Source organism: Streptomyces sp. UW30 (assembly GCF_008042075.1).
GTDB lineage: Bacteria > Actinomycetota > Actinomycetes > Streptomycetales > Streptomycetaceae > Streptomyces.
The window spans coordinates 1526936-1545967 of the sequence record NZ_RDBN01000037.1 but is presented as its reverse complement, the minus strand read 5'-3'; the positions used below and the strand labels follow the sequence as shown (position 1 = coordinate 1545967).

Annotated in this window: 19 protein-coding genes and 1 pseudogene; 13 read left to right on the top strand and 7 right to left on the bottom strand. The window is 71.6% G+C overall.

All coding sequences use genetic code 11. The features are described from left to right. A pseudogene (locus EAO75_RS25785) lies at positions 1-852 on the bottom strand (LuxR family transcriptional regulator); the annotation flags it as partial. 118 nt (positions 853-970) lie between these two features. On the opposite strand from EAO75_RS25785, the gene EAO75_RS25780 reads away from it, so the two are divergent. Both EAO75_RS25780 and EAO75_RS25775 read left to right on the top strand, forming a co-directional pair. Next, positions 971-1657, top strand: a complete 687-nt coding sequence (locus EAO75_RS25780; RefSeq protein ID WP_147997399.1) for an esterase/lipase family protein — start codon at positions 971-973, stop codon at positions 1655-1657. Between the two features lie 102 nt (positions 1658-1759). Next, entirely contained in the window at positions 1760-2446 is a 687-nt protein-coding gene (locus tag EAO75_RS25775; RefSeq protein ID WP_147997398.1) for a class I SAM-dependent methyltransferase, read from the top strand. Here the strand turns inward: EAO75_RS25775 and EAO75_RS25770 are convergent, their stop codons facing one another. Beyond that, positions 2447-2821, bottom strand: a complete 375-nt coding sequence (locus tag EAO75_RS25770; RefSeq protein ID WP_147997397.1) for a fic family toxin-antitoxin system, toxin component — start codon at positions 2819-2821, stop codon at positions 2447-2449. A gap of 4 nt (positions 2822-2825) precedes the next feature. After that, on the bottom strand, positions 2826-3065 hold the full coding sequence (locus EAO75_RS25765) for a toxin-antitoxin system HicB family antitoxin (RefSeq protein WP_147997396.1): 240 nt from the start codon (positions 3063-3065) through the stop codon (positions 2826-2828). A 201-nt stretch (positions 3066-3266) separates the two neighbouring features. Between EAO75_RS25765 and EAO75_RS25760 the strand changes: the two genes are divergently transcribed. From EAO75_RS25760 to EAO75_RS25730, 7 genes are all read left to right on the top strand, one after another. Then, on the top strand, positions 3267-4079 hold the full coding sequence (locus tag EAO75_RS25760) for an ABC transporter ATP-binding protein (RefSeq protein ID WP_147997395.1): 813 nt from the start codon (positions 3267-3269) through the stop codon (positions 4077-4079). Between the two features lie 3 nt (positions 4080-4082). Next, a complete protein-coding gene (locus tag EAO75_RS25755; protein WP_147997394.1) occupies positions 4083-6656 on the top strand; it encodes an ABC transporter permease in 2574 nt (857 codons plus the stop codon). Between the two features lie 46 nt (positions 6657-6702). Beyond that, a complete protein-coding gene (locus EAO75_RS25750; RefSeq protein ID WP_147997393.1) occupies positions 6703-7626 on the top strand; it encodes an LLM class F420-dependent oxidoreductase in 924 nt (307 codons plus the stop codon). A 56-nt stretch (positions 7627-7682) separates the two neighbouring features. Then, the gene (locus EAO75_RS25745) at positions 7683-8108 is read left to right on the top strand and encodes a GNAT family N-acetyltransferase (protein ID WP_147997392.1); all 426 of its coding nucleotides are present in this window, start codon (positions 7683-7685) and stop codon (positions 8106-8108) included. A 143-nt stretch (positions 8109-8251) separates the two neighbouring features. Then, positions 8252-9595 carry a hemolysin family protein gene (locus tag EAO75_RS25740; protein WP_147997391.1) on the top strand — a complete coding sequence of 448 codons (1344 nt, stop codon included), beginning with the start codon at positions 8252-8254 and terminating at the stop codon, positions 9593-9595. Next, positions 9592-10605 (top strand): hemolysin family protein, encoded by a 1014-nt coding sequence (locus EAO75_RS25735; RefSeq protein WP_147997390.1) that lies wholly within the window; start codon positions 9592-9594, stop codon positions 10603-10605. The genes EAO75_RS25740 and EAO75_RS25735 overlap by 4 nt, the downstream gene beginning before the upstream one ends. A gap of 82 nt (positions 10606-10687) precedes the next feature. Further along, positions 10688-11470 (top strand): SGNH/GDSL hydrolase family protein, encoded by a 783-nt coding sequence (locus EAO75_RS25730; RefSeq protein ID WP_147997389.1) that lies wholly within the window; start codon positions 10688-10690, stop codon positions 11468-11470. A gap of 85 nt (positions 11471-11555) precedes the next feature. Here EAO75_RS25730 and EAO75_RS25725 read toward each other — a convergent pair whose 3' ends face one another. Then, on the bottom strand, positions 11556-12518 hold the full coding sequence (locus EAO75_RS25725) for a hypothetical protein (protein WP_147997388.1): 963 nt from the start codon (positions 12516-12518) through the stop codon (positions 11556-11558). Positions 12519-12842: 324 nt separating this feature from the next. Between EAO75_RS25725 and purB the strand changes: the two genes are divergently transcribed. Beyond that, complete coding sequence (gene purB, locus EAO75_RS25720; protein ID WP_147997387.1) at positions 12843-14285, top strand: adenylosuccinate lyase; 1443 nt, start codon at positions 12843-12845, stop codon at positions 14283-14285. Between the two features lie 13 nt (positions 14286-14298). Further along, positions 14299-14847, top strand: a complete 549-nt coding sequence (mug, locus tag EAO75_RS25715) for a G/U mismatch-specific DNA glycosylase (protein WP_147997386.1) — start codon at positions 14299-14301, stop codon at positions 14845-14847. A gap of 4 nt (positions 14848-14851) precedes the next feature. Here mug and EAO75_RS25710 read toward each other — a convergent pair whose 3' ends face one another. Genes EAO75_RS25710 through EAO75_RS25700 form a run of 3 tightly spaced genes read right to left on the bottom strand, consistent with a single transcriptional unit; the run spans position 14852 to position 16971 of the window. Then, on the bottom strand, positions 14852-15280 hold the full coding sequence (locus EAO75_RS25710) for a hypothetical protein (protein WP_147997385.1): 429 nt from the start codon (positions 15278-15280) through the stop codon (positions 14852-14854). Positions 15281-15321: 41 nt separating this feature from the next. Beyond that, the gene (locus EAO75_RS25705) at positions 15322-16047 is read right to left on the bottom strand and encodes an ABC transporter permease (RefSeq protein ID WP_147997384.1); all 726 of its coding nucleotides are present in this window, start codon (positions 16045-16047) and stop codon (positions 15322-15324) included. A gap of 3 nt (positions 16048-16050) precedes the next feature. Further along, entirely contained in the window at positions 16051-16971 is a 921-nt protein-coding gene (locus EAO75_RS25700; RefSeq protein WP_147997383.1) for an ABC transporter ATP-binding protein, read from the bottom strand. Between the two features lie 108 nt (positions 16972-17079). Between EAO75_RS25700 and EAO75_RS25695 the strand changes: the two genes are divergently transcribed. Then, complete coding sequence (locus tag EAO75_RS25695) at positions 17080-18249, top strand: sensor histidine kinase (protein ID WP_147997382.1); 1170 nt, start codon at positions 17080-17082, stop codon at positions 18247-18249. A gap of 14 nt (positions 18250-18263) precedes the next feature. Beyond that, positions 18264-18926, top strand: coding sequence for a response regulator transcription factor (locus EAO75_RS25690; RefSeq protein ID WP_147997381.1), 663 nt, complete (start codon positions 18264-18266; stop codon positions 18924-18926). The last annotated feature ends 106 nt before the right edge of the window (positions 18927-19032 follow it).

Sequence of the window (19032 nt, the reverse complement as noted above, 5' to 3'; positions counted from 1 at the left end):
CGTCAACAGCGCGTCGAACGCCTCCGTCGCGTTCCCCGCCCGCAGGGCCAGCACCCCGCTCAGCTCGTCGTCCGGCGCCGTCGCCGCCAGCCTGCGTGCGCGGTCGCCGTCGCCCGATCGCCAGGCGTACGCGGCGGCACGCGCCACCAGACGGCCCTGTTCGCCGGGGTCGGGGCACAGGGCGGCGGCCCGTTCCGCCAGGGCCCGCGCCACCGACAGCCGGCCGGCGTCGGCCGCCCTGCCCGCGGCGGCGCCGAGTTCGGCGGCCAACCGCCCGCTGGGGCCGAGCGCGCCCGCGCCCCGGTGCCAGGAGCGCGACGGCGTCTCGCCGGCGCCGCGCAGCACGCGGGCCAGCAGCCGATGGATTTCGCGGCGGTCGGCCGGGGTCCCCGTCTCGTAGGCCGCGATCCGCGTCCACGGGTCGCGGAACGCCACCCCGCCCGCGCCGGCGTGCGCGAGTCCGGCCGCCTCGGCGGCGTCCAGGCACCGCGTGTCGAGGCGGGCCGCCACGACGGCGCGCAGGAAGGCGTCGGTGGGGACCGGGTACTGGTCGGCCGCGGCGAGGAGCAGCAGGAGGCGGGTGTTGTCCGGCAACGCCTGTATCTCCGCCCGGCGTTCACGCAAGCGCACCGGGGCCAGTTCGGCCGGCTCGGTGGGCAGCGGGTCGACGCCCGTCGCCTGGCGGTCGGTGAGGCGCGGGACCAGCTCGGCGGCGGCGCGCGGATCGCCGTACACGGCACGCAGCACGCGCACGCGGACGCCCTCGGGGAGGGTGGCGGAGCGCTGTCGCCACGCCTGCGTGCCCTGCGGTGGCGAAGTGCGGTCAAGGGGTGGGGGGTTCACCGGAGTCACCACACAAATGACGTTACTGGCGGGTTACTTGAATCGTAAAGACCGGCGACTTCGCCGATGCGGCGCGCGTAGACCCGGCTCGACACTCCTGACAACCCCACACGTTTCAGGAGGCATCATGCAGCGCTCCACGCGTCGCATCGCCACGGGTCTGACGGCCCTGGCCACCTCGCTCCTTCTGGCACTGTCCCTCTCCCCCACACCCGCGAACGCCGCCACCCACAACCCCGTCGTCTTCGTGCACGGCCTGAGCAGCTCGGCGAGCAGCTGGGACGACTGGGCCGACTACTTCGAGGCAGACGGCTACTCCTCCGGTGAGCTGGACGCCTGGTCGTACGACTGGGCCCAGTCGAACGCCACCACCGCCCAGCAGCTCGCGACCGAGATCAAAAACGTGCTCGCCCGGACCGGCGCCTCGAAGGTCGACCTGGTCGTCCACTCGATGGGCACGCTGAGCGCCCGCTACTACCTCAAGAACCTCGGCGGGACGTCGTACGTGGACGACTTCGTCTCTACGGCCGGCGTGAACCACGGCACGTCCACCGCCTCGTGGTGCGCGTGGCTGTACACCTCCTGCGCGGAGATGAACACCGGCAGCTCGTTCCTGACCTCGCTGAACTCCGGCGACGAGACCCCGGGCAGCGTCTCGTACGCCAGCTACTGGTCGAACTGCGACGACGCGCTCACGCCCGACACCACGGCGATCCTGAGCGGCGCGACGAACGTCGAGGTCGGCTGCGTCTCGCACACCGACATGAACAACGACCAGGGTGTGTACGAGCAGGTCCGGGACTTCATCGGCTGAGGCCGGGCCCGCCCGCACGACAGCCACAGCGAACAGCGGGGGTGCACGGACCCGGTAAGGGGGACAATCAGGGTGGGTCCCGTCCTGCCCCGGGAGGTCCCCATGGCCCTGCGGTCCGCCGGTTCCGGCAAGGTGTCACGGGATGCCGTGCACCATCCGCTGTTCGCCCGTTTCTACGCCCGGATCAGCGTCAACGCCGAGACCCGGATGGGCATGGCCGACATCCGCGACCGGATGCTGGCCGGGCTGTCCGGCCGGGTGATCGAGATCGGCGCCGGCAACGGTCTGAACTTCGCCCACTATCCGAGCTCGGTCTCGGAGGTCGTCGCCATCGAACCGGAGCGTCTGCTGCGCACGATGGCGGTGGACGCCGCCCTGCGCGCCGATGTGCCCGTGGACGTGGTGCCGGGCGCCGCGGAGGCGCTGCCGGTCAAGAGCGAGGCCTTCGACGCGGTCGTGCTCTCGCTGGTGATGTGCAGCGTGCGGGACGTGCCGCGGGCCCTCGGTGAGGTACGGCGGGTGCTCAGGCCCGGCGGTGTCGTGCGGTTCTTCGAGCACGGCAGGGGCGGCGGGCGCGCGATGCTCCGCACGCAGCGGGCGCTGGACCGGACGGTGTGGCCGCTGGTGAGCGGCGGCTGCCATGTCTCGCGCGATCCGCTCGCGGCACTGCGCGAGGCCGGGTTCGAACTCGGCCCCGTCCGGCGGGTGATGATGCCGGAACAGGGGCCGACGCTCCCGTCGTCGTACTGCGTGCTGGGCACGGCGTGGCGGCCGCCGGTCAGCGAGTAGTCACAGGCTCCACTGCCGCAGTTCCTGCGCGATGTCGTGCACGGTGGCCTCGCCGCTCTTCACCAGCCTGGCCAGGTCGCGCACCTGCTCGGCCGAGGTGACCACCTTGAGGCCGCTGGCGACGAGGTAGGCGTAGGCGACGGCCGAGGCGAACATGGCGTTGGAGCGCTCCAACGCGGGGACGTGGAGCAGCAGTTGGAGCAGGGAGGCCGCTCGGGCGTGCGGGCTGTCGTATACGGGGACGTCGAATATCCGGGCCTCATGGCGTGCGACGGCGGCGACGAGGGCTCCCCAGTCGGCGACCTGGGGGTCCCCCGGCGTCCTCTTCTCGGCGAGCATGAGCAGCCAGGCAAGGTCGATGTTCAGTTCGCTCAACGGATCAGTGGCGACCTTCGCGCGTGCCCTCACGGTCGGCGCCGAACTCCTCGACGAACACCGACTCGTACTGCTTCATGAAATCGGCGGCGGCCTCCACGAAGGTGTGGCCGACCTCCCCGGTGTCCTGCTTGACCAGTTCCTCGATGTAGCGGTTGACGCTCATGCCGCGGGCCAGGGCACGCTCGCGGGCGGCGCGGGCCGTGCCCTCGTCCACTCTCACGTTCAGCTGGGTCTTCGCCATACCTCGAAGCTAGCGCGGTAGTGCTAGCACCCGCAAGAGCGTCGTCACGAAGTCGGAGGGTGCCCCTTACACCGATATCAGGGGCCCGACCTGGGGCGGAGAGCGACCGGGACCTCGGGGGGATACCCGGTGTGTGGTGGATCACATTACGCTCGGCGGAAACGAGAGTCGTCACGTCTGTCACGACGCCAGGAGGCGGTCTTGTCCACAGCAGCTGCCCAGTACGTCCCCGGCCCCGCCCCGGCGGACGGGATCGCGGCCCGCGCCCGCGGTCTGACCAAGGCCTACGGCTCGGGCGAGACGACGGTGCTGGCCCTCGACTCGGTGGACGTGGACATCGCGCGCGGCCGCTTCACGGCGGTCATGGGGCCGTCGGGCTCGGGGAAGTCCACGCTGATGCACTGTCTGGCGGGCCTCGACAACGTCTCGGCGGGGCAGGTGTGGCTCGGCGACACCGAGATCACCGGGCTGAAGGACCGCGAGCTGACCCGGCTGCGGCGGGACCGGATCGGGTTCATGTTCCAGTCGTTCAACCTCATCCCGACCCTGAACGCGGCCGAGAACATCACCCTGCCCATGGACATCGCGGGCAAGAAGCCCGACGAGAAGTGGCTGGACCAGGTCATCGACACCCTCGGACTGCGGGACCGGCTGAAGCACCGGCCGTCCCAGCTCTCCGGCGGCCAGCAGCAGCGCGTCGCCTGCGCCCGTGCGCTCGCCTCCCGGCCGGAGCTGATCTTCGCGGACGAGCCGACGGGCAACCTCGACTCGCGGGCCGGCCTCGAAGTGCTCGGCTTCCTGCGCGAGGCCGTCGACCAGCTGGGGCAGACCGTCGTCATGGTCACCCACGACCCGGGCGCCGCGGCCCACTCCGACCTGGTGCTGTTCCTGGGCGACGGACGGATCGTGGACGAGATGGAGCGCCCGACGGCGGAGGCGGTACTGGAACGGTTGCGGCTGTTCGCCGGAGGGAGCCCGGAGACCCCGGTGACCGAGCCGCCCGAGAAGGGCTGACCGGTGCTCAAGGCGACGCTCAGGAGCTTCCTCGCCCACAAGGGGCGGCTGCTGCTGTCCGCCCTCGCGGTGATCCTCTCCGTGGCGTTCGTCGCGGGCAGCCTGATCTTCTCGGACACCGTCAGCCGCACCTTCGACCGGCTGTTCGCCTCGACCGCCGCCGACGTCACCGTCACCCCGAAGGAGACCCTCGACGAGACGATCCCCTCGGGACAGACACTGACCCTGCCGGCCTCCCTCGCCGACCGCCTCGCCCAGGTGGGCGGCGTCGCGACGGCACGCGCGGACGTGGACGTGGAGGGCATCACCGTCGCCGACAAGGACCGCGAGTCGGTGGGCCCGACCACGGGCGCCCCCACGATCGCCACCGCGTGGAACCCGACCGAGCGCAGCCCCGTGGAGCTCACCTCCGGTCACGCCCCGAAGGGCGACGGGCAGGTGATGATCGACGCGGACACCGCCGACGGCAAGGACGTGCGGATCGGCGACCGGCTGACGGTGATCGGGCAGCAGGGCTCCTTCCCGGTCGAGGTCGTGGGCACCGTCACCTTCACGACCACCAACCCGGGCGCCGCACTGGTCTTCTTCGACCCCCCGGCCGCGCAGACGAGGCTGCTGGGCGACCCGAAGGCGGCCACCAGCATCTCGCTCGACGCGGCGGAGGGCGTCAGCGACCCGGAGCTCAAGCGGCGCGTGGCCGACGCGCTCGGCGGCGACAGCGGCGCCTACGAGCTGCGCACCGCCGACGAGCAGGCCGAGTCGGACGTCGAGCAGCTGGGCGGATTCCTCGACATCATCAAGTACGTCATGCTCGGCTTCGCCGGGGTCGCGGTCCTCGTCGGCGTGTTCCTGATCGTCAACACCTTCTCCATGCTGATCGCCCAGCGCACCCGCGAGCTGGGTCTGCTGCGGGCGCTCGGCGCGGATCGGCGCCAGGTGCGACGGTCGGTGCTCACCGAGGCGCTGCTGCTCGGCCTGGTCGGCTCGACGGCGGGCCTCGCGGCCGGCATCGGGCTGGCCGCCGGACTCATCGAGCTGATGGGTCTGCTGGGCATGAACATCAGGACGGACGAGATGGTCATCGGCTGGGGCACGCCGGTGACCGCGTACGTCGTCGGCCTGGGCGTCACCTTCGTGGCGGCCTACCTCCCGGCCCGGCGTGCGGCGGGCGTCTCGCCGATGGCGGCCCTCGCGGACGCCGAGATCGCCGAGATCGGGCGGCCGCTGCGGCTGCGCGCGGTGGTGGGCTCGGTGGTCGGGGCGGCCGGGGCGGCGGCGCTGGTGGGCTGCACCGTGGCGTCGAAGACGTCGTCGGCCGCGTCCCTGCTGGGCCTTGGCGTCCTGCTGACCCTCATCGCGACGGTGATCGCGGGACCACTGCTGGTCCGGCCGGTGATCCGGGTCCTCGGCGGCGCCTTCCCCGCGCTGTTCGGCTCGATCGGCCGGATGAGCCAGCGCAACGCCCTGCGCAATCCCCGCCGCACCGGGGCCACCGCGGCCGCCCTGATGGTGGGCCTCGCGCTGGTCGGCGGGATGTCGGTGGCGAGCGCCTCCATGACGAAGTCGTTCGACGAGCAGATCGACAAGACGCTGGGCGCCGACTTCGTGGTGCAGAACGGCAACTTCGTGCCCTTCCCACGGGAGGTCACCGAGCGGATCCGCGACACCGAGGGCGTCGGGCTCGTCGTACGCTCGCAGTTCACGACGATCGCCGTACGCCTCCCGGACGGCGACCGGGTGAAGACGACCGCCGCGGCCTACGAACCGCAGCTCGACAAGGTCGCCAACATCACCTACGCCCGGGGCGACTCGGCGGCCGCGCTCGCGGACGGGCGCCTCGCCATGGACAAGGACTTCGCCGAGGACCACGGCGTACGCGTCGGCAGCACCGTCCCCGTCGAGTTCCAGGGCGACCGCAGGGCCGAGCTGACGGTGGGCGCCCTCACCGACCAGGAGTCCGCCGACGGGTTCGGGAGCCAGGGCGGCATCTACTTCGGCCTGGCCACGCTCCAGAAGTACGCGCCGGGCGGGCAGGACGCGGCGGTGTACGTCAACGCCGCGTCCGGCACGAGCGCGGACGACCTGCGGGCGGCCCTGGAGAAGACGCTCGATGCGTACCCGCAGGTGCAGGTCCGCGACATCGCCGACTACAAGGACCTGGTGCACGACCAGATCGCCGTGCTGCTCTACCTCGTGTACGCGCTGCTCGGGCTCGCGATCATCATCGCGGTGCTCGGCGTCGTCAACACCCTCGCCCTGTCGGTGGTGGAGCGCACCCGGGAGATCGGGCTGCTGAGGGCCATCGGGCTGGCCCGGCGGCAGCTGCGCCGGATGATCCGGCTGGAGTCGGTGGTGATCGCCGTGTTCGGCGCGGTCCTGGGTCTCGCGCTCGGGCTGGTGTGGGGGGTGTGCGCCCAGCAGGTGCTGGCCCTCCAGGGCATGACGGCACTGGCGATCCCGTGGAGCACGATCGTCGCGGTGATGATCGGCTCGGCCGTGGTGGGGGTGGTGGCGGCGCTGCTGCCTGCGTTGCGTGCATCGCGCATGAATGTGCTGGCGGCCATCGCGCACGAGTGATGGAATCGCGGCAGGCGCTCAAGTCCCGTGCAGGTGAGGAGAGTTCATGTCGCAACCAGAGTTCGTGTCGCAGCCGGTGGGCCCGCGTCCGTTCCGCTTCGGCGTCAACCTGATGACCCCCGCCCCGGCCGACGAGTGGCGGGCCAAGTGCCGCCGGGCCGAGGAACTCGGATACGACGTGCTCCTGGTCCCCGACCACCTGGGCATGCCCGCGCCGTTCCCGGCCCTGGTCGCGGCAGCCGAGGCGACCGAGCGGCCGCGCCTGGGCACGTTCGTGCTCAACGCGGGCCTGTGGAACCCGGCGCTGCTCGCCCGGGAGGTCGCGACCACCGACGCGCTGACGGGCGGGCGCCTCGAACTCGGGCTGGGCGCGGGTTACGTACAGGCGGAGCACGACTCGGCGGGTCTGCCCTTCGGCACTCCCGGCGAGCGTGTGGACCATCTGCGGCGCACCGTCGAGGAGCTTCGGCGGCTGCTGGGGTCCGAGTCGTACCGGCCGCAGCCGGCGCAGGAACCCCGGGTGCCGTTGCTGGTCGGCGGCAACGGCGACCGGGTCCTGCGGCTGACCGCCGAGCACGCCGACATCGCGGCGTTCGGGGGCGCCTACCCGGACCCGCGGAGCACGACCGGCCGGCTGATCCCCGTCACGGCCGAGCGGCTCGACGAGCGGGTGGCCCGGTACCGGAAGTTCGCGGCGGACCGTGCGCAGCCGGCGGAGCTGAACCTGCTCCTGCAGATCGTGGCGGTGACGGAGGACCGCGAGGCAGTGCTCCAGCCCCTTCTCGACCGGGTGCCGGAGTTGACCCTGGAACAGGCCCTGGCCCTGCCCATCCTCCTGATCGGCACCCTGGACCAGATCACCGCCCAGGTGCTGGCCCAGCGTGAGCGGTACGGATTCTCGTATCTGACCGTCCTGGAGCCGTACATGGAGGCGTTCGCGCCGGTGATCGAGGAGTTGCGCGGCAAGTAGCCGTCCGGATGGTGGAATTCGGCGCCCCGCCGCGCCGCCCGTGCTGGGATCACGGCATGACTGATCTGCGGATACGGGCCGCGGCGGCCGACGACCTCGACGCCGTCCTGGCCTTCTGGAGGACCGCCGCCGAGGGCACGAGCATCAGCGACGACCGGGACGGCGTGGAGCGGCTGGTCGCCCGCGACCCCGAGGCGCTGATCCTGGCCGAGCTCGACGGGGAGCTGGTCGGCACGGTGATCGCGGGCTTCGACGGCTGGCGCTGCCATCTGTACCGGCTGGCGGTGCATCCCGAGCGCCGGCGCCGTGGCATCGGTGCGGCGCTGCTCGCCGCGGCCGAGGAGCGGTTCGTACGGCTCGGCGGGCGCCGGGGTGACGCGATGGTGCTGCGGCGCAACGAGAGCGCGCATCATGCCTGGCGCGCGGCCGGGTACACACCCGAGGAACACTGGCGACGATGGGTGAAGCCCCTCACCGACTGACCGCTTTGCCGATCCTTTACTATTGGGGGACCACTTCGGTCCTCCAATGAAAGGTGTGAGCGTCCGCCCATGGGCGAGCCTCCCAGTAGCAGACATCGAGCGATCCTCCCCACCCTGTCCGACCATGGGACGGAGGTGACCCGATGACCGAAGTGCTCCTCCTTCTGGTGGCGATCCTGCTGTCGCTCGCCTGCGGTGCCTTCGTCGCGGCCGAGTTCTCGCTGACCACCGTCGAGCGGGGCGAGCTGGAGCGGGCCGTGGAGCGCGGCGAGCGGGGCGCCGCCGGCGCCCTGAAGGCCGTACGGAATCTGACGTTCCAGCTCTCCGGCGCACAGCTCGGCATCACGGTCACCAACCTGGTCGTCGGCATGCTCGCCGAACCGTCGATCGCCGCGCTCATCGCGGGCCCGCTGGAGTCGCTCGGCATCTCCCGCTCGACGGCGAGCACGATCGCCCTGGTGATCGGTACGGCCCTGTCGACGATCGTCCTGATGGTGGTCGGCGAGCTGGTGCCCAAGAACTGGGCGATCTCCTCGCCGCTGGCCGTGGCCAAGCGGGTCGGCAACGCGCAGCGCTGGTTCAGCGCGGCCTTCCGCCCCTTCATCTCGCATCTGAACAACACGGCGAACCGCATCGTGCGCCGCTTCGGCGTGGAGCCCACCGAGGAACTGGCGGCCGCCCGCGGCCCCCAGGAGCTGGCCGCGCTCGCCCGCCATTCCGCCCGCGAGGGTGCCCTGGAGGCGGACACCGCCGAGCTCTTCGTACGGACCCTGAACCTGGCCGACCTGACCGCGGAGAACGTCATGACCCCGCGCGTCCAGGTCGTCGCCCTCGATGCCCAGGCGACCTGCGAGGACGTGGCGAACGCGACCCGGGCGACCGGGCTGTCCCGGTTCCCCGTCTACCGCGGCGGCCTCGACTCGGTCGTGGGCACCGCGCACATCAAGGACGTCCTGGCGGTGCCCGCCGAGCGTCGGCCCCGCGTCCCCGTCTCGGAGCTGATGCGCGAGCCGCTCCTCGTACCCGAGACGCTCACCGTCGACCGCCTCCTCGACCGGCTGTCCGGCAAGCGCACCATGGCCGTGGTCATCGACGAGTACGGCGGTACGGCCGGTGTGGCCACGCTGGAGGACATCGTCGAGGAGGTCGTCGGCGAGGTCCGCGACGAGCACGACCCGCACGAGACGCCCGACCTCGCCCCCGCGGGCAGCGACGACGAGGGCCGGGCGCTGTTCTCGGCCGACGGTTTCGCGCGAGTGGACCAGCTCGCGCGCGTGGGACTCAGGGCACCCGAGGGGCCGTACGAGACCCTGGCGGGTCTCGTCGCGAACGAGCTGGGCCGCATACCGACCGTGGGTGACCGGGTCGAGGTCGCCGGCTGGCGGCTCGACGTCGTGGACGCCGCCGGCCGCAGGGCCGCGCGGGTGCTGCTGCACGCGCCGCTCGGCGACGCCGCCGCCGAGAGCGAGAAGGAGGACGGGCGATGACCGCCGTACAGCTGTTCATCGGCTTTCTGACGCTGGTCGTCAACGCCTTCTTCGTGGGCGCCGAGTTCGCGCTGATCTCCGTGCGCCGCTCGCAGATCGAGCCGTACGCCGAGCAGGGCGACCGGCGCGCCAAGAGCGTGCTGTGGGGTCTGCAGCACGTGTCCGCGCTGATGGCGGCCGCGCAGCTCGGCATCACGCTGTGCACGCTGGTCCTCGGTGTGGTCGCCGAGCCTGCCATCGAGCATCTGCTGGAGCCGGTGTTCCACGCGGTGGGCGTGCCGGAGGGCGCCGGGCGCGCGATCTCCTTCGCGATCGCCCTGGTGCTGGCCACCTATCTGCACATGCTGCTCGGCGAGATGGTGCCGAAGAACATCGCGCTGGCCGAGCCGGTGCGCAGCGCCCTGGTGCTCGGTCCGCCGCTGGTCACGCTGTCCCGGGCGCTGCGTCCGGTGATCTTCACGATCAACGCCTTCGCCAACGCGCTGCTGAAGCTGCTGCGCGTCGAGACCAAGGACGAGGTCACGGCGACCTTCTCGGACGCCGAACTGGCACGGCTCGTGCGGGACTCCGGCGAGGCCGGCCTCATCGACGACCGCGCGCGGGAGCGGCTGCACGACGCCCTGGAACTGGGCCGTCGGCCGGTGCGTGACGTGGTGCTCCCGCTGGAACGCGTCGTCTACGCGCGCGTGGGCGTCACGCCGGAGGAGCTGGAGCGGCTGTCCGCCGAGTCGGGCTTCTCCCGCTTCCCGGTCGTCGACGACGGTCGCCGCATCGTCGGCTATCTGCATGTGAAGGACGCGCTGGACGCCTCCCCACAGGACGTGCCGTTCCAGGTGGCCGACATGCGGCCGATCGCCCGCGTGCGGGAGAGCACACCGCTGGACGACGTGCTCACCGCGATGCGGGGCAGCCGTACGCATGTGGCGGCCGTGCTGGGCAGCGACGGGCTCCTGTCCGGGCTGGTGACCATGGAGGACGTGCTGCGCAAGCTGTTCGGCCGGCGGGTCTGACAGCCGGGCCGAGCGGGTGGCGTGTCCGGCTCCATGCCCGACCGACCGACGGGTATGGAGCCGGGATACCATTTCTGTCGCCATGGAGACGAACCCCACCTACAGCAGCCTTGTCGCGGTCGGCGACTCCTTCACCGAGGGCATGTCGGACCTGCTCCCCGACGGCTCCTACCGGGGCTGGGCCGACCTCCTCGCCGGGCGGATGGCCGCCCGCGCGCCCGACTTCCGCTACGCCAACCTCGCGGTGCGCGGGAAGCTGATCGGACAGATCGTCGAGGAGCAGGTCGACGTGGCGGCCGCGATGGGCGCCGATGTGATCACCCTCGTCGGCGGGCTCAACGACACACTGCGGCCCAAGTGCGACATGGGGCGGGTGCGCGGCCTGCTCGAGGAGGCCGTGGAGAAGCTCGCCCCGTCCTGCCGCCGACTGGTGCTGATGCGCAGCCCGGGACGCCAGGGCCCGGTCCTGGCGCGGTTCCGGCCGCGCATGGAGGAGCTGTTCGCGTGCGTCGACGACCTGGCCGAGCGACACGGCGCGGTCGTCGTCGACCTGTACGGCGCCCCCTCGCTCAGCGACCCTCGCCTTTGGGACGTGGACCGGCTGCATCTGACGGCCGAGGGCCATCGCCGGGTCGCCGAGGCGGTGTGGCAGGGGCTCGGGTACGACCCCGAGGACACCGAGTGGCGCACGCCGATACCGGCCACGGCGCCGCCGGGCTGGGTCACCCGGCGGGTCACCGACGCGCGGTTCGCGCGTCAGCACCTGCTGCCGTGGATAGGCCGACGGCTGACGGGACGCTCCTCCGGAGACGGACTGCCGGCGAAGCGTCCCGAGCTGCTGCCGTACGAGGGGCCGGCGGCGTAGGCCCGCTAGGGTCCCGGACCTACGCCTGCCCGAGGGCGCCGAGCCGTACGACCGCTACGGGCCGTACGCCGACGCCCTGTGCACACTAGGACCGGCGGGACGCGGCGCGGCTGCGCCGGTACAGGACGGTTCCGGCGACCAGCAGCGCCCCACTGGCGGCAATGCCGCCGATGATGCCCTCGGCACCGACGCCGGTCTCGGGCATGTGGGGGTGGTCCGGCTTCCCCGGCGGCGTCTTGGTCGGCGTGGGAGTGGGCGAGTCGCAGCCGTAGCCATGGCCATAGCCGCAGTCGTCGTCGTGCCCGTAGCCGTGGTCGCCGGGCTTCTCGGAGCCGTAGCCGTGGTCGCTGGGCTTCTCGGAGCCGTAGCCATAGCCATGGTCACTCGGCTTCTCGGAGCCGTAGCCATAGCCGTCGTCGCTCGGCTCGTCGGAGCCGTAGCCATAACCGTGGTCGCTCGGCTTGTCGCTGCCGTACCCGTAGCCATGGTCACTGGGCTTCTCGGAGCCGTAGCCATAACCGTGGTCGCTGGGCTTCTCGGAGCCGTAGCCGTGGTCGGTCGGCTTCTCGGAGCCGTACCCGTAGCCGTGGTCGCTGGGCTTGTCGCTGCCGTAGCCGTGGTCGCTCGGCTTCTCGGAGCCGTAGCCGTAGCCGTGGTCGCTGGGCTTCTCGGAGCCGTAGCCATAGCCATGGTCATTCGGCTTCTCGTAGCCGTAGCCCTGGGTGCTCGGCCCGTCGGTGCCGTAGCCGGAGTTTCCATGTCCCGAGGTGTTCTCGCCGGAAGTGTTCCCCGGCAGATTCAGGTGGTCGAGCTTGTCCTTCACCCCCTCGACTTCCTCATTCGCCTCGCCGATTTGTTCGTGCACCCTGCCGAGTTTCTCGTCCAGCCCGTCCGAGTCCCAAGGGTCCTTGTGGCCCGGCAGCGCGGCGGCGGAGTTCACCATGGTCCCCTGCACGCGTGGGGCCGCGGACGCGCATGTGCCGTACAGGGACAGGGCGCTCGTCGCGGCGGCGGCCACGATCAATCCCCTGGTCAGAGCCTGTCGCATTCTCGTTTTCTTTCTCTCATGCGGAATGGGGAAGCCGACGTCGGTCATTGACGTGATGTTGTCGATTGCCGGGATTGGCGAGATCGTCGCAGGAGTTGTGATGCCGGGCGTTCACACTCGCCACGACTTGCAGACTATGAACGAAATGTGGAGGTCCGAGGAAACCGGGACGCGTCGACAGCCGGGGAATTCACCCGATCGCCCGCCGATGACATCCGTCTCGCGCACCAGCGGCAGGACGGCACGGACAGCATCTCTGACCTGGGTTGCTCCACAGGGCACGGCCGACCGGGGGCCCCAGGGCGCCGGGTAAACTCCGTACACGTGACTTCTGCGCCCGCCAAGCCCCGCATCCCGAACGTCCTCGCCGGACGCTACGCCTCCACCGAGCTCGCCACGCTCTGGTCCCCCGAGCAGAAGGTGAAGCTGGAGCGCCGGCTCTGGCTCGCCGTACTGCGCGCCCAGAAGGACCTCGGCATCGAGGTGCCGGACGAGGCGCTCGCCGACTACGAGCGCGTCCTGGACACCGTCGACCTGGCCTCCATCGCCGAGCGCGAGAAGGTCACGCGCCACGACGTGAAGGCGCGGATCGAGGAGTTCAACGACCTCGCCGGGCACGAGCACGTGCACAAGGGCATGACGTCCCGCGACCTCACGGAGAACGTCGAGCAGCTCCAGATCCGGCTCTCCCTGGAGCTGATGCGCGACCGCACGGTGGCCGTGCTGGCGCGTCTGGGCAAACTGGCCGGTGAGTACGGCGAGCTGGTCATGGCCGGCCGCTCGCACAACGTCGCCGCGCAGGCCACGACACTCGGCAAGCGGTTCGCGACGGCCGCCGACGAGCTGCTCGTCGCGTACGGCCGGGTCGAGGAGCTGCTGGGCCGCTACCCGCTGCGCGGCATCAAGGGCCCGGTCGGCACCGCCCAGGACATGCTCGACCTGCTCGGCGGGGACGCGGCGAAGCTGGCGGAGCTGGAGCAGCGGATCGCCACGCACCTGGGCTTCTCGCAGGCGTTCACCTCGGTCGGCCAGGTCTACCCGCGCTCGCTGGACTACGAGGTCGTCACCGCGCTGGTGCAGCTGGCGGCGGCGCCGTCCTCGCTGGCCAAGACGATCCGGCTGATGGCCGGGCACGAGCTGGTGACCGAGGGCTTCAAGCCGGGCCAGGTCGGCTCCTCCGCGATGCCGCACAAGATGAACACGCGCTCCTGCGAACGCGTCAACGGCCTCATGGTCATCCTGCGCGGCTACGCCTCGATGACCGGCGAGCTGGCGGGCGACCAGTGGAACGAGGGTGACGTGTCCTGCTCGGTGGTGCGCCGGGTCGCGCTGCCGGACGCGTTCTTCGCGCTGGACGGTCTGCTGGAGACGTTCCTGACGGTGCTGGACGAGTTCGGGGCGTTCCCGGCGGTCGTGGCCCGTGAGCTGGACCGCTACCTTCCCTTCCTCGCCACCACCAAGGTGCTGATGGGCGCGGTGCGCGCGGGCGTCGGTCGTGAGGTCGCGCACGAGGCGATCAAGGAGAACGCCGTCGCCTCGGCGCTGGCGATGCGCGAGCAGGGCGCCGAGCGCAACGAACTGCTCGACAAGCTGGCCGCCGACGAGCGCATCCCGCTCGACCGCGCCGGGCTGGACGCGCTGATGGCCGACAAGCTGTCCTTCACGGGCGCCGCGGCCGACCAGGTCGGCGTGGTCGTCGGCCGTGTCGAGGAGATCGTGAAGCAGCGCCCGGAGGCTGCCGGTTACACCCCCGGGGCCATCCTCTGACGCGCCTGCGAGCATGACGCGCTTCACGCCGGAGCAGCTGGAGGCCGCCCGCGACCGTCTCGTCCCGGACGTCGTCGCGGACGGTCTCCATGTGCTGTTCTGCGGCATCAACCCCGGCCTGATGACGGCGGCGACAGGCCATCACTTCGCCCGCCCCGGCAACCGCTTCTGGCCGGTCCTGCACCTGTCCGGCTTCACCCCGAGGCTCTTGAAGCCGTCGGAACAGGGCGAGTTGCTGTCGTACGGGCTCGGCATCACGAACGTCGTCGCGCGGGCGACCGCACGGGCCGACGAGCTGAGCGCGCAGGAGTACCGGGAGGGCGGGCGGCTTCTCGCGACGAAGGTGACGCGACTGCGGCCGCGTTGGCTGGCCGTCGTGGGGGTCACCGCCTATCGGGCGGCCTTCGACGACCCCAAGGCCCAGATCGGTCCGCAGGAACGGACCATCGGGGACACGCGGCTGTGGGTACTGCCGAATCCGAGCGGGCTGAACGCGCATTGGACGGCGACGACGATGGCGCAGGAGTACGGGCGCTTGCGGGTGGCGGCGGCCGGGGATTGAGAGGTCACGGTGGGGCCGTCTCCGTGGACATGGCGATGAGTTTCACGTCGTCCGCCTCGTCACGGTCGGCGACGGCCACCGCGACCCAGCGGCCCGTCCCCACTGCTTCCCAGACGTAGGCCACGCGGACGCGCGCGCTGAGGGAGGCCCAGGGCGCGGGTATGTCCTCGTGTTCGGTGCGCAGCAAAGTCGTCTGCCCGCTCCACGGAGGGGAGTCTCCCCAGCGGGCAGCGAGCGGGTCGTAGAGGGCGTCGCGGTACTTCTCGAACTGCTCCACCGTCGCCGCCCGGGTCGCACAGTCGCCGTGGCTCCTCTCTAACACCACGACGTGATACCCGGGTCCGCCCTCTGCGGCCTCCCACGGGCTGTGCTCCGCCCCGAACGGGCGGAGGCACAACTCGTCGATGAGGGCGATGTGCCGTGCGATGTTCATGTGGTCCAGTAAACCCGGAGGCACTGACATTTGGCGTGCCGTCAGGCGTCCCGGCGTCGCACGCTCCAAGCCCCCGCCAGCAGCGCCGTCGCGGTCCACAGCGCGGTCACCGTCAGGCCCGACCACGGGCCGAGGGTGCCGTCGTACGTCTGGTGCAGGGCGATCTGGCCGGCCTTGTCGGGGAAGAAGTCGGCCACGGTGCCCGCGGCGTCGCCGATGACGAAGGAGACCACGAGGATGAGCGGGATCAGGAGGGAGAGTGTGGCCACTGAGCTGCGGAGCACGGCGGTGAGGCCCGCCGCGAACAGGGCCATGAGCATGAGGTAGACACCGCAGCCCAGGACCCCACGCACCTGCTGCGCCGCGGTGAGCCCGCTCGCCGCCGTGCCGAGTCCCGCGCGTCCCACGAGTAGCGCCGTGAGGGCGGTGACCAGTCCGACGAGCAGGGCCGGCACGGCGATGGCCGTCACCTTGGCGGCGAACCACGGCCCGCGCCGCGGTACGGCGGCGAGCGTCAGCCGGAGCGCACCCCCGTGGTACTCCGACGAAACCGCCATCGCACCGAAGGAGACGGCGGCGATCTGGCCCGGCAGGACCCCGGACAGCGTGGTGAAGAGCGGGTCGAAGTCGGGGTCGGAGCTTGCGTCCACGCCGGCGAGCGCGGAGAACGCCGTGGTCACGGCGAACAGCGCCAGCAGCGCTCCCGGCAGCGAGCGGAGCGTGCGGATCTTGAGCCACTCCGCGTGGAGTGCGGGCGCGAATGCCATGGGTCAGGCCTCCTGGGGCTGTGCGGTGAACTCGGCCTCGGTGGCCGTCAGATCGAGGTAGGCCTGTTCCAACGTGCCCTCCTCCGCCGCGAGTTCGAGGATGGGGACGCCCGCCTGCGAGGCGAGCCGGCCGATGTCGTCCACGCGTGCGTGGCGCACGGTCCAGTGCCCGTCCTCGTGCTGGACGGCTTCGTGCCCGTGCCGGGCGAGCGCCGTTGTGAGGGCGGTGGCGTCCGCGGTGCGGATCCGGACGCGGGGTTCCACACGCGCGTGGATGAACTCCCGCATCGGGGTGTCGGCCAGCAGGCGTCCCCGGCCGAGGACCACCAGGTGGTCGGCGAAGGACGCGGTCTCGTTCATGAGGTGACTGGAGACCAGGACCGTGCGCCCCTCCCCCGCAAGACGGCGCAGCAGCCCGCGGATCCAGATGATGCCTTCCGGGTCGAGGCCGTTGGACGGCTCGTCGAGCAGGACGACCTCGGGATCGCCGAGGAGCGCCGCCGCGATACCGAGCCGCTGGCGCATCCCCAGGGAGTACGTCTTCACCCGGCGGCGGGCCACCGAAGCCAGGCCCGTCTCCTCCAGCACCTCGTCGACCCGGCGGCTCGGGATGCGGTTGCTCGCCGCCAGGACGCGCAGATGGTCACGGCCGGTACGGGAGCCGTGCGCCGCCTGCGCGTCGAGCAACGCGCCCACCTGGCGCAGAGGTTCTCGCAGGGTCGCGTAGGCGCGGCCGCCGATCGTGGCGGTGCCGGCGGTCGGCCGGTCGAGGCCGAGCACGAGCCGCATGGTGGTGGACTTCCCGGCGCCGTTGGGGCCGAGGAAGCCGGTGACCCGGCCGGGCTGGACGGTGCAGGTGAGGTCGTCCACGGCGCGCCGGTTGCCGTACTCCTTGGTGAGGGCCTGGACTTCGATGCTGGTCATGGCATCAGCCTGGCCGTCGCGGGTGGTCCGGGCCCTCCCCCGCCGGTGGAGATCGTCTCCCCCGTGCGGGGGAGGTCCGTTGTCAGTGGCGGCTGGCACGATGACGAAATGGTCCGCTTGCTGCGCCCGTTCGGTCGGGCGGTGACGTACACACGATGGCTGCATCTGTCGATCGGCATCGTGTGGCCGAGCTTGTGGCTGTTCATCCGGGAAGAGTGGTGGATCTGGTTGGTGGCCGCCGCGGCGCTCGCCCCGGCCGGCCTGGTGCCTGCGATGCGGACCGCGGAGGGGCTCCAGGCACGCCTGCTGCTGACCGATCACCGGCCCGACCGGGGGAACACCGACATCGTCGTGGCACCGTCCGCGTCCTGGGGCGACCGGGGACGGGTCGTCGTGTGGCTGGAGGCACGGCTGCTGCTCGGCTGTGTGACCGCGACCCTCACCGCCCAACTGCTCTACACCATGGTGGACTTGCTGTCGACGCCGTTCGGCCGTGACGTCGAGGAGGCCGTGCGGTTCCTCCCCGACGGTCACCCCTGGTGGCATGTGCTGCTGGTGCCCTTGCTGCTCGTCACACTGGCGGTGACGGTGCTCGCCCCGGGCCACCTCATCACCGCGCTCGCCCTGCGCCTGCTCGGCCCCTCCCCCGCCGAGCGCCTCGCCGCCCTGGAGGAGCACACCGAGCAACTCCTGGAGCGCACACGTATCGCCCGCGAGCTGCATGACTCCATCGGCCATGCCCTGACCGTGGCGGTCGTGCAGGCGGGCGCGGCCCGCGCGGCCGGTGATCCGGCCTTCACCGACCGGGCGCTGAGCGCCATCGAGGAGACCGGCAGGGCCGCCCTGGAGGACCTGGAGCGGGTCCTCGGCATCCTGCGCGAATCCGAGCGGCCGGTCAGCAGCCGGCCGACGCTCACGGACGCCGACCGCCTGCTGGAGTCCGCGCGGGCCTCCGGCGCCAAGGTCGACGCTGACATGACGGGGCCGTTGGACACCGTCCCGGGGCCGGTCTCCCGGGAGGGCTACCGCATCCTCCAGGAGTCGCTGACGAATGTGCTGCGGCACGCGGGCTCCGTCCCGGCCCGGGTGCGCATCGCGGTCGCGGACGGCACCCTCACCCTCGACATCCGCAACGCGCTCACCGCCGACATACCCGGGCCCGGCAGAGGCAGCGGCCTGCGCGGCATCCGCGAGCGCGCCGCCCTGCTGGGCGGAAACGCGCGGACCGGTCCCGCCGAAGGTGACTGGCAGGTACATGTGGAGCTGCCCCTGAGTTGATCTAGGCTGGCCGGATGCCGGTCACCGTGCTCCTCGTCGACGACGAACCCCTCGTACGCGCGGGTCTGCGGGCCGTGTTGGAGGCGCAGCCCGACATCGAGGTCGTCGGAGAGGCGGCCGACGGGGCGGCGGTGATTCCGCTGGTGCGGCAGCTGCGGCCCGACGTGGTGGCGATGGACGTACGGATGCCGCTGCTGGACGGGATCGAGGCCACGCGCGCGGTGCTGAGGACGGTCGACGAGCCGCCGAAGATCCTCGTCGTCACGACCTTCGAGAACGACGAGTACGTGTACGAGGCGTTGCGGGCCGGCGCCGACGGCTTCCTGCTGAAGCGGGCCCGGCCGGCCGAGATCGTGCACGCGGTGCGGCTGGTCGCCGAGGGCGAGTCGCTGCTGTTCCCCGCCTCCGTACGGCAACTCGCCGCGCAGTACGGCGACGACGGCGGAAACCGTGCGGCGCGCGCACTCCTTGAGCGGGCCCGGCTGACCGAGCGGGAGGCCGAGGTGCTGCGGCTGATGGCGCGCGGGCTGTCGAACGCGGAGATCGCCGCCCGGCTGGTGGTCGGGACGGAGACGGTGAAGTCGCATGTGAGTGCCGTCCTGGCGAAGCTGGGGGCGCGGGATCGCACGCAGGCGGTGATCACGGCGTACGAGTCGGGGTTCGTGGCGCCGGGCTGACCCCGACTCGTCGAGGGCGGGCGGAGGTCGCGTCGTCGCCGGGCCGGGTGGCACGTCGTCGGGAGCCGGGGCAGGTCATCGGTGCCCGCTACTCGCCGGGGTCGGT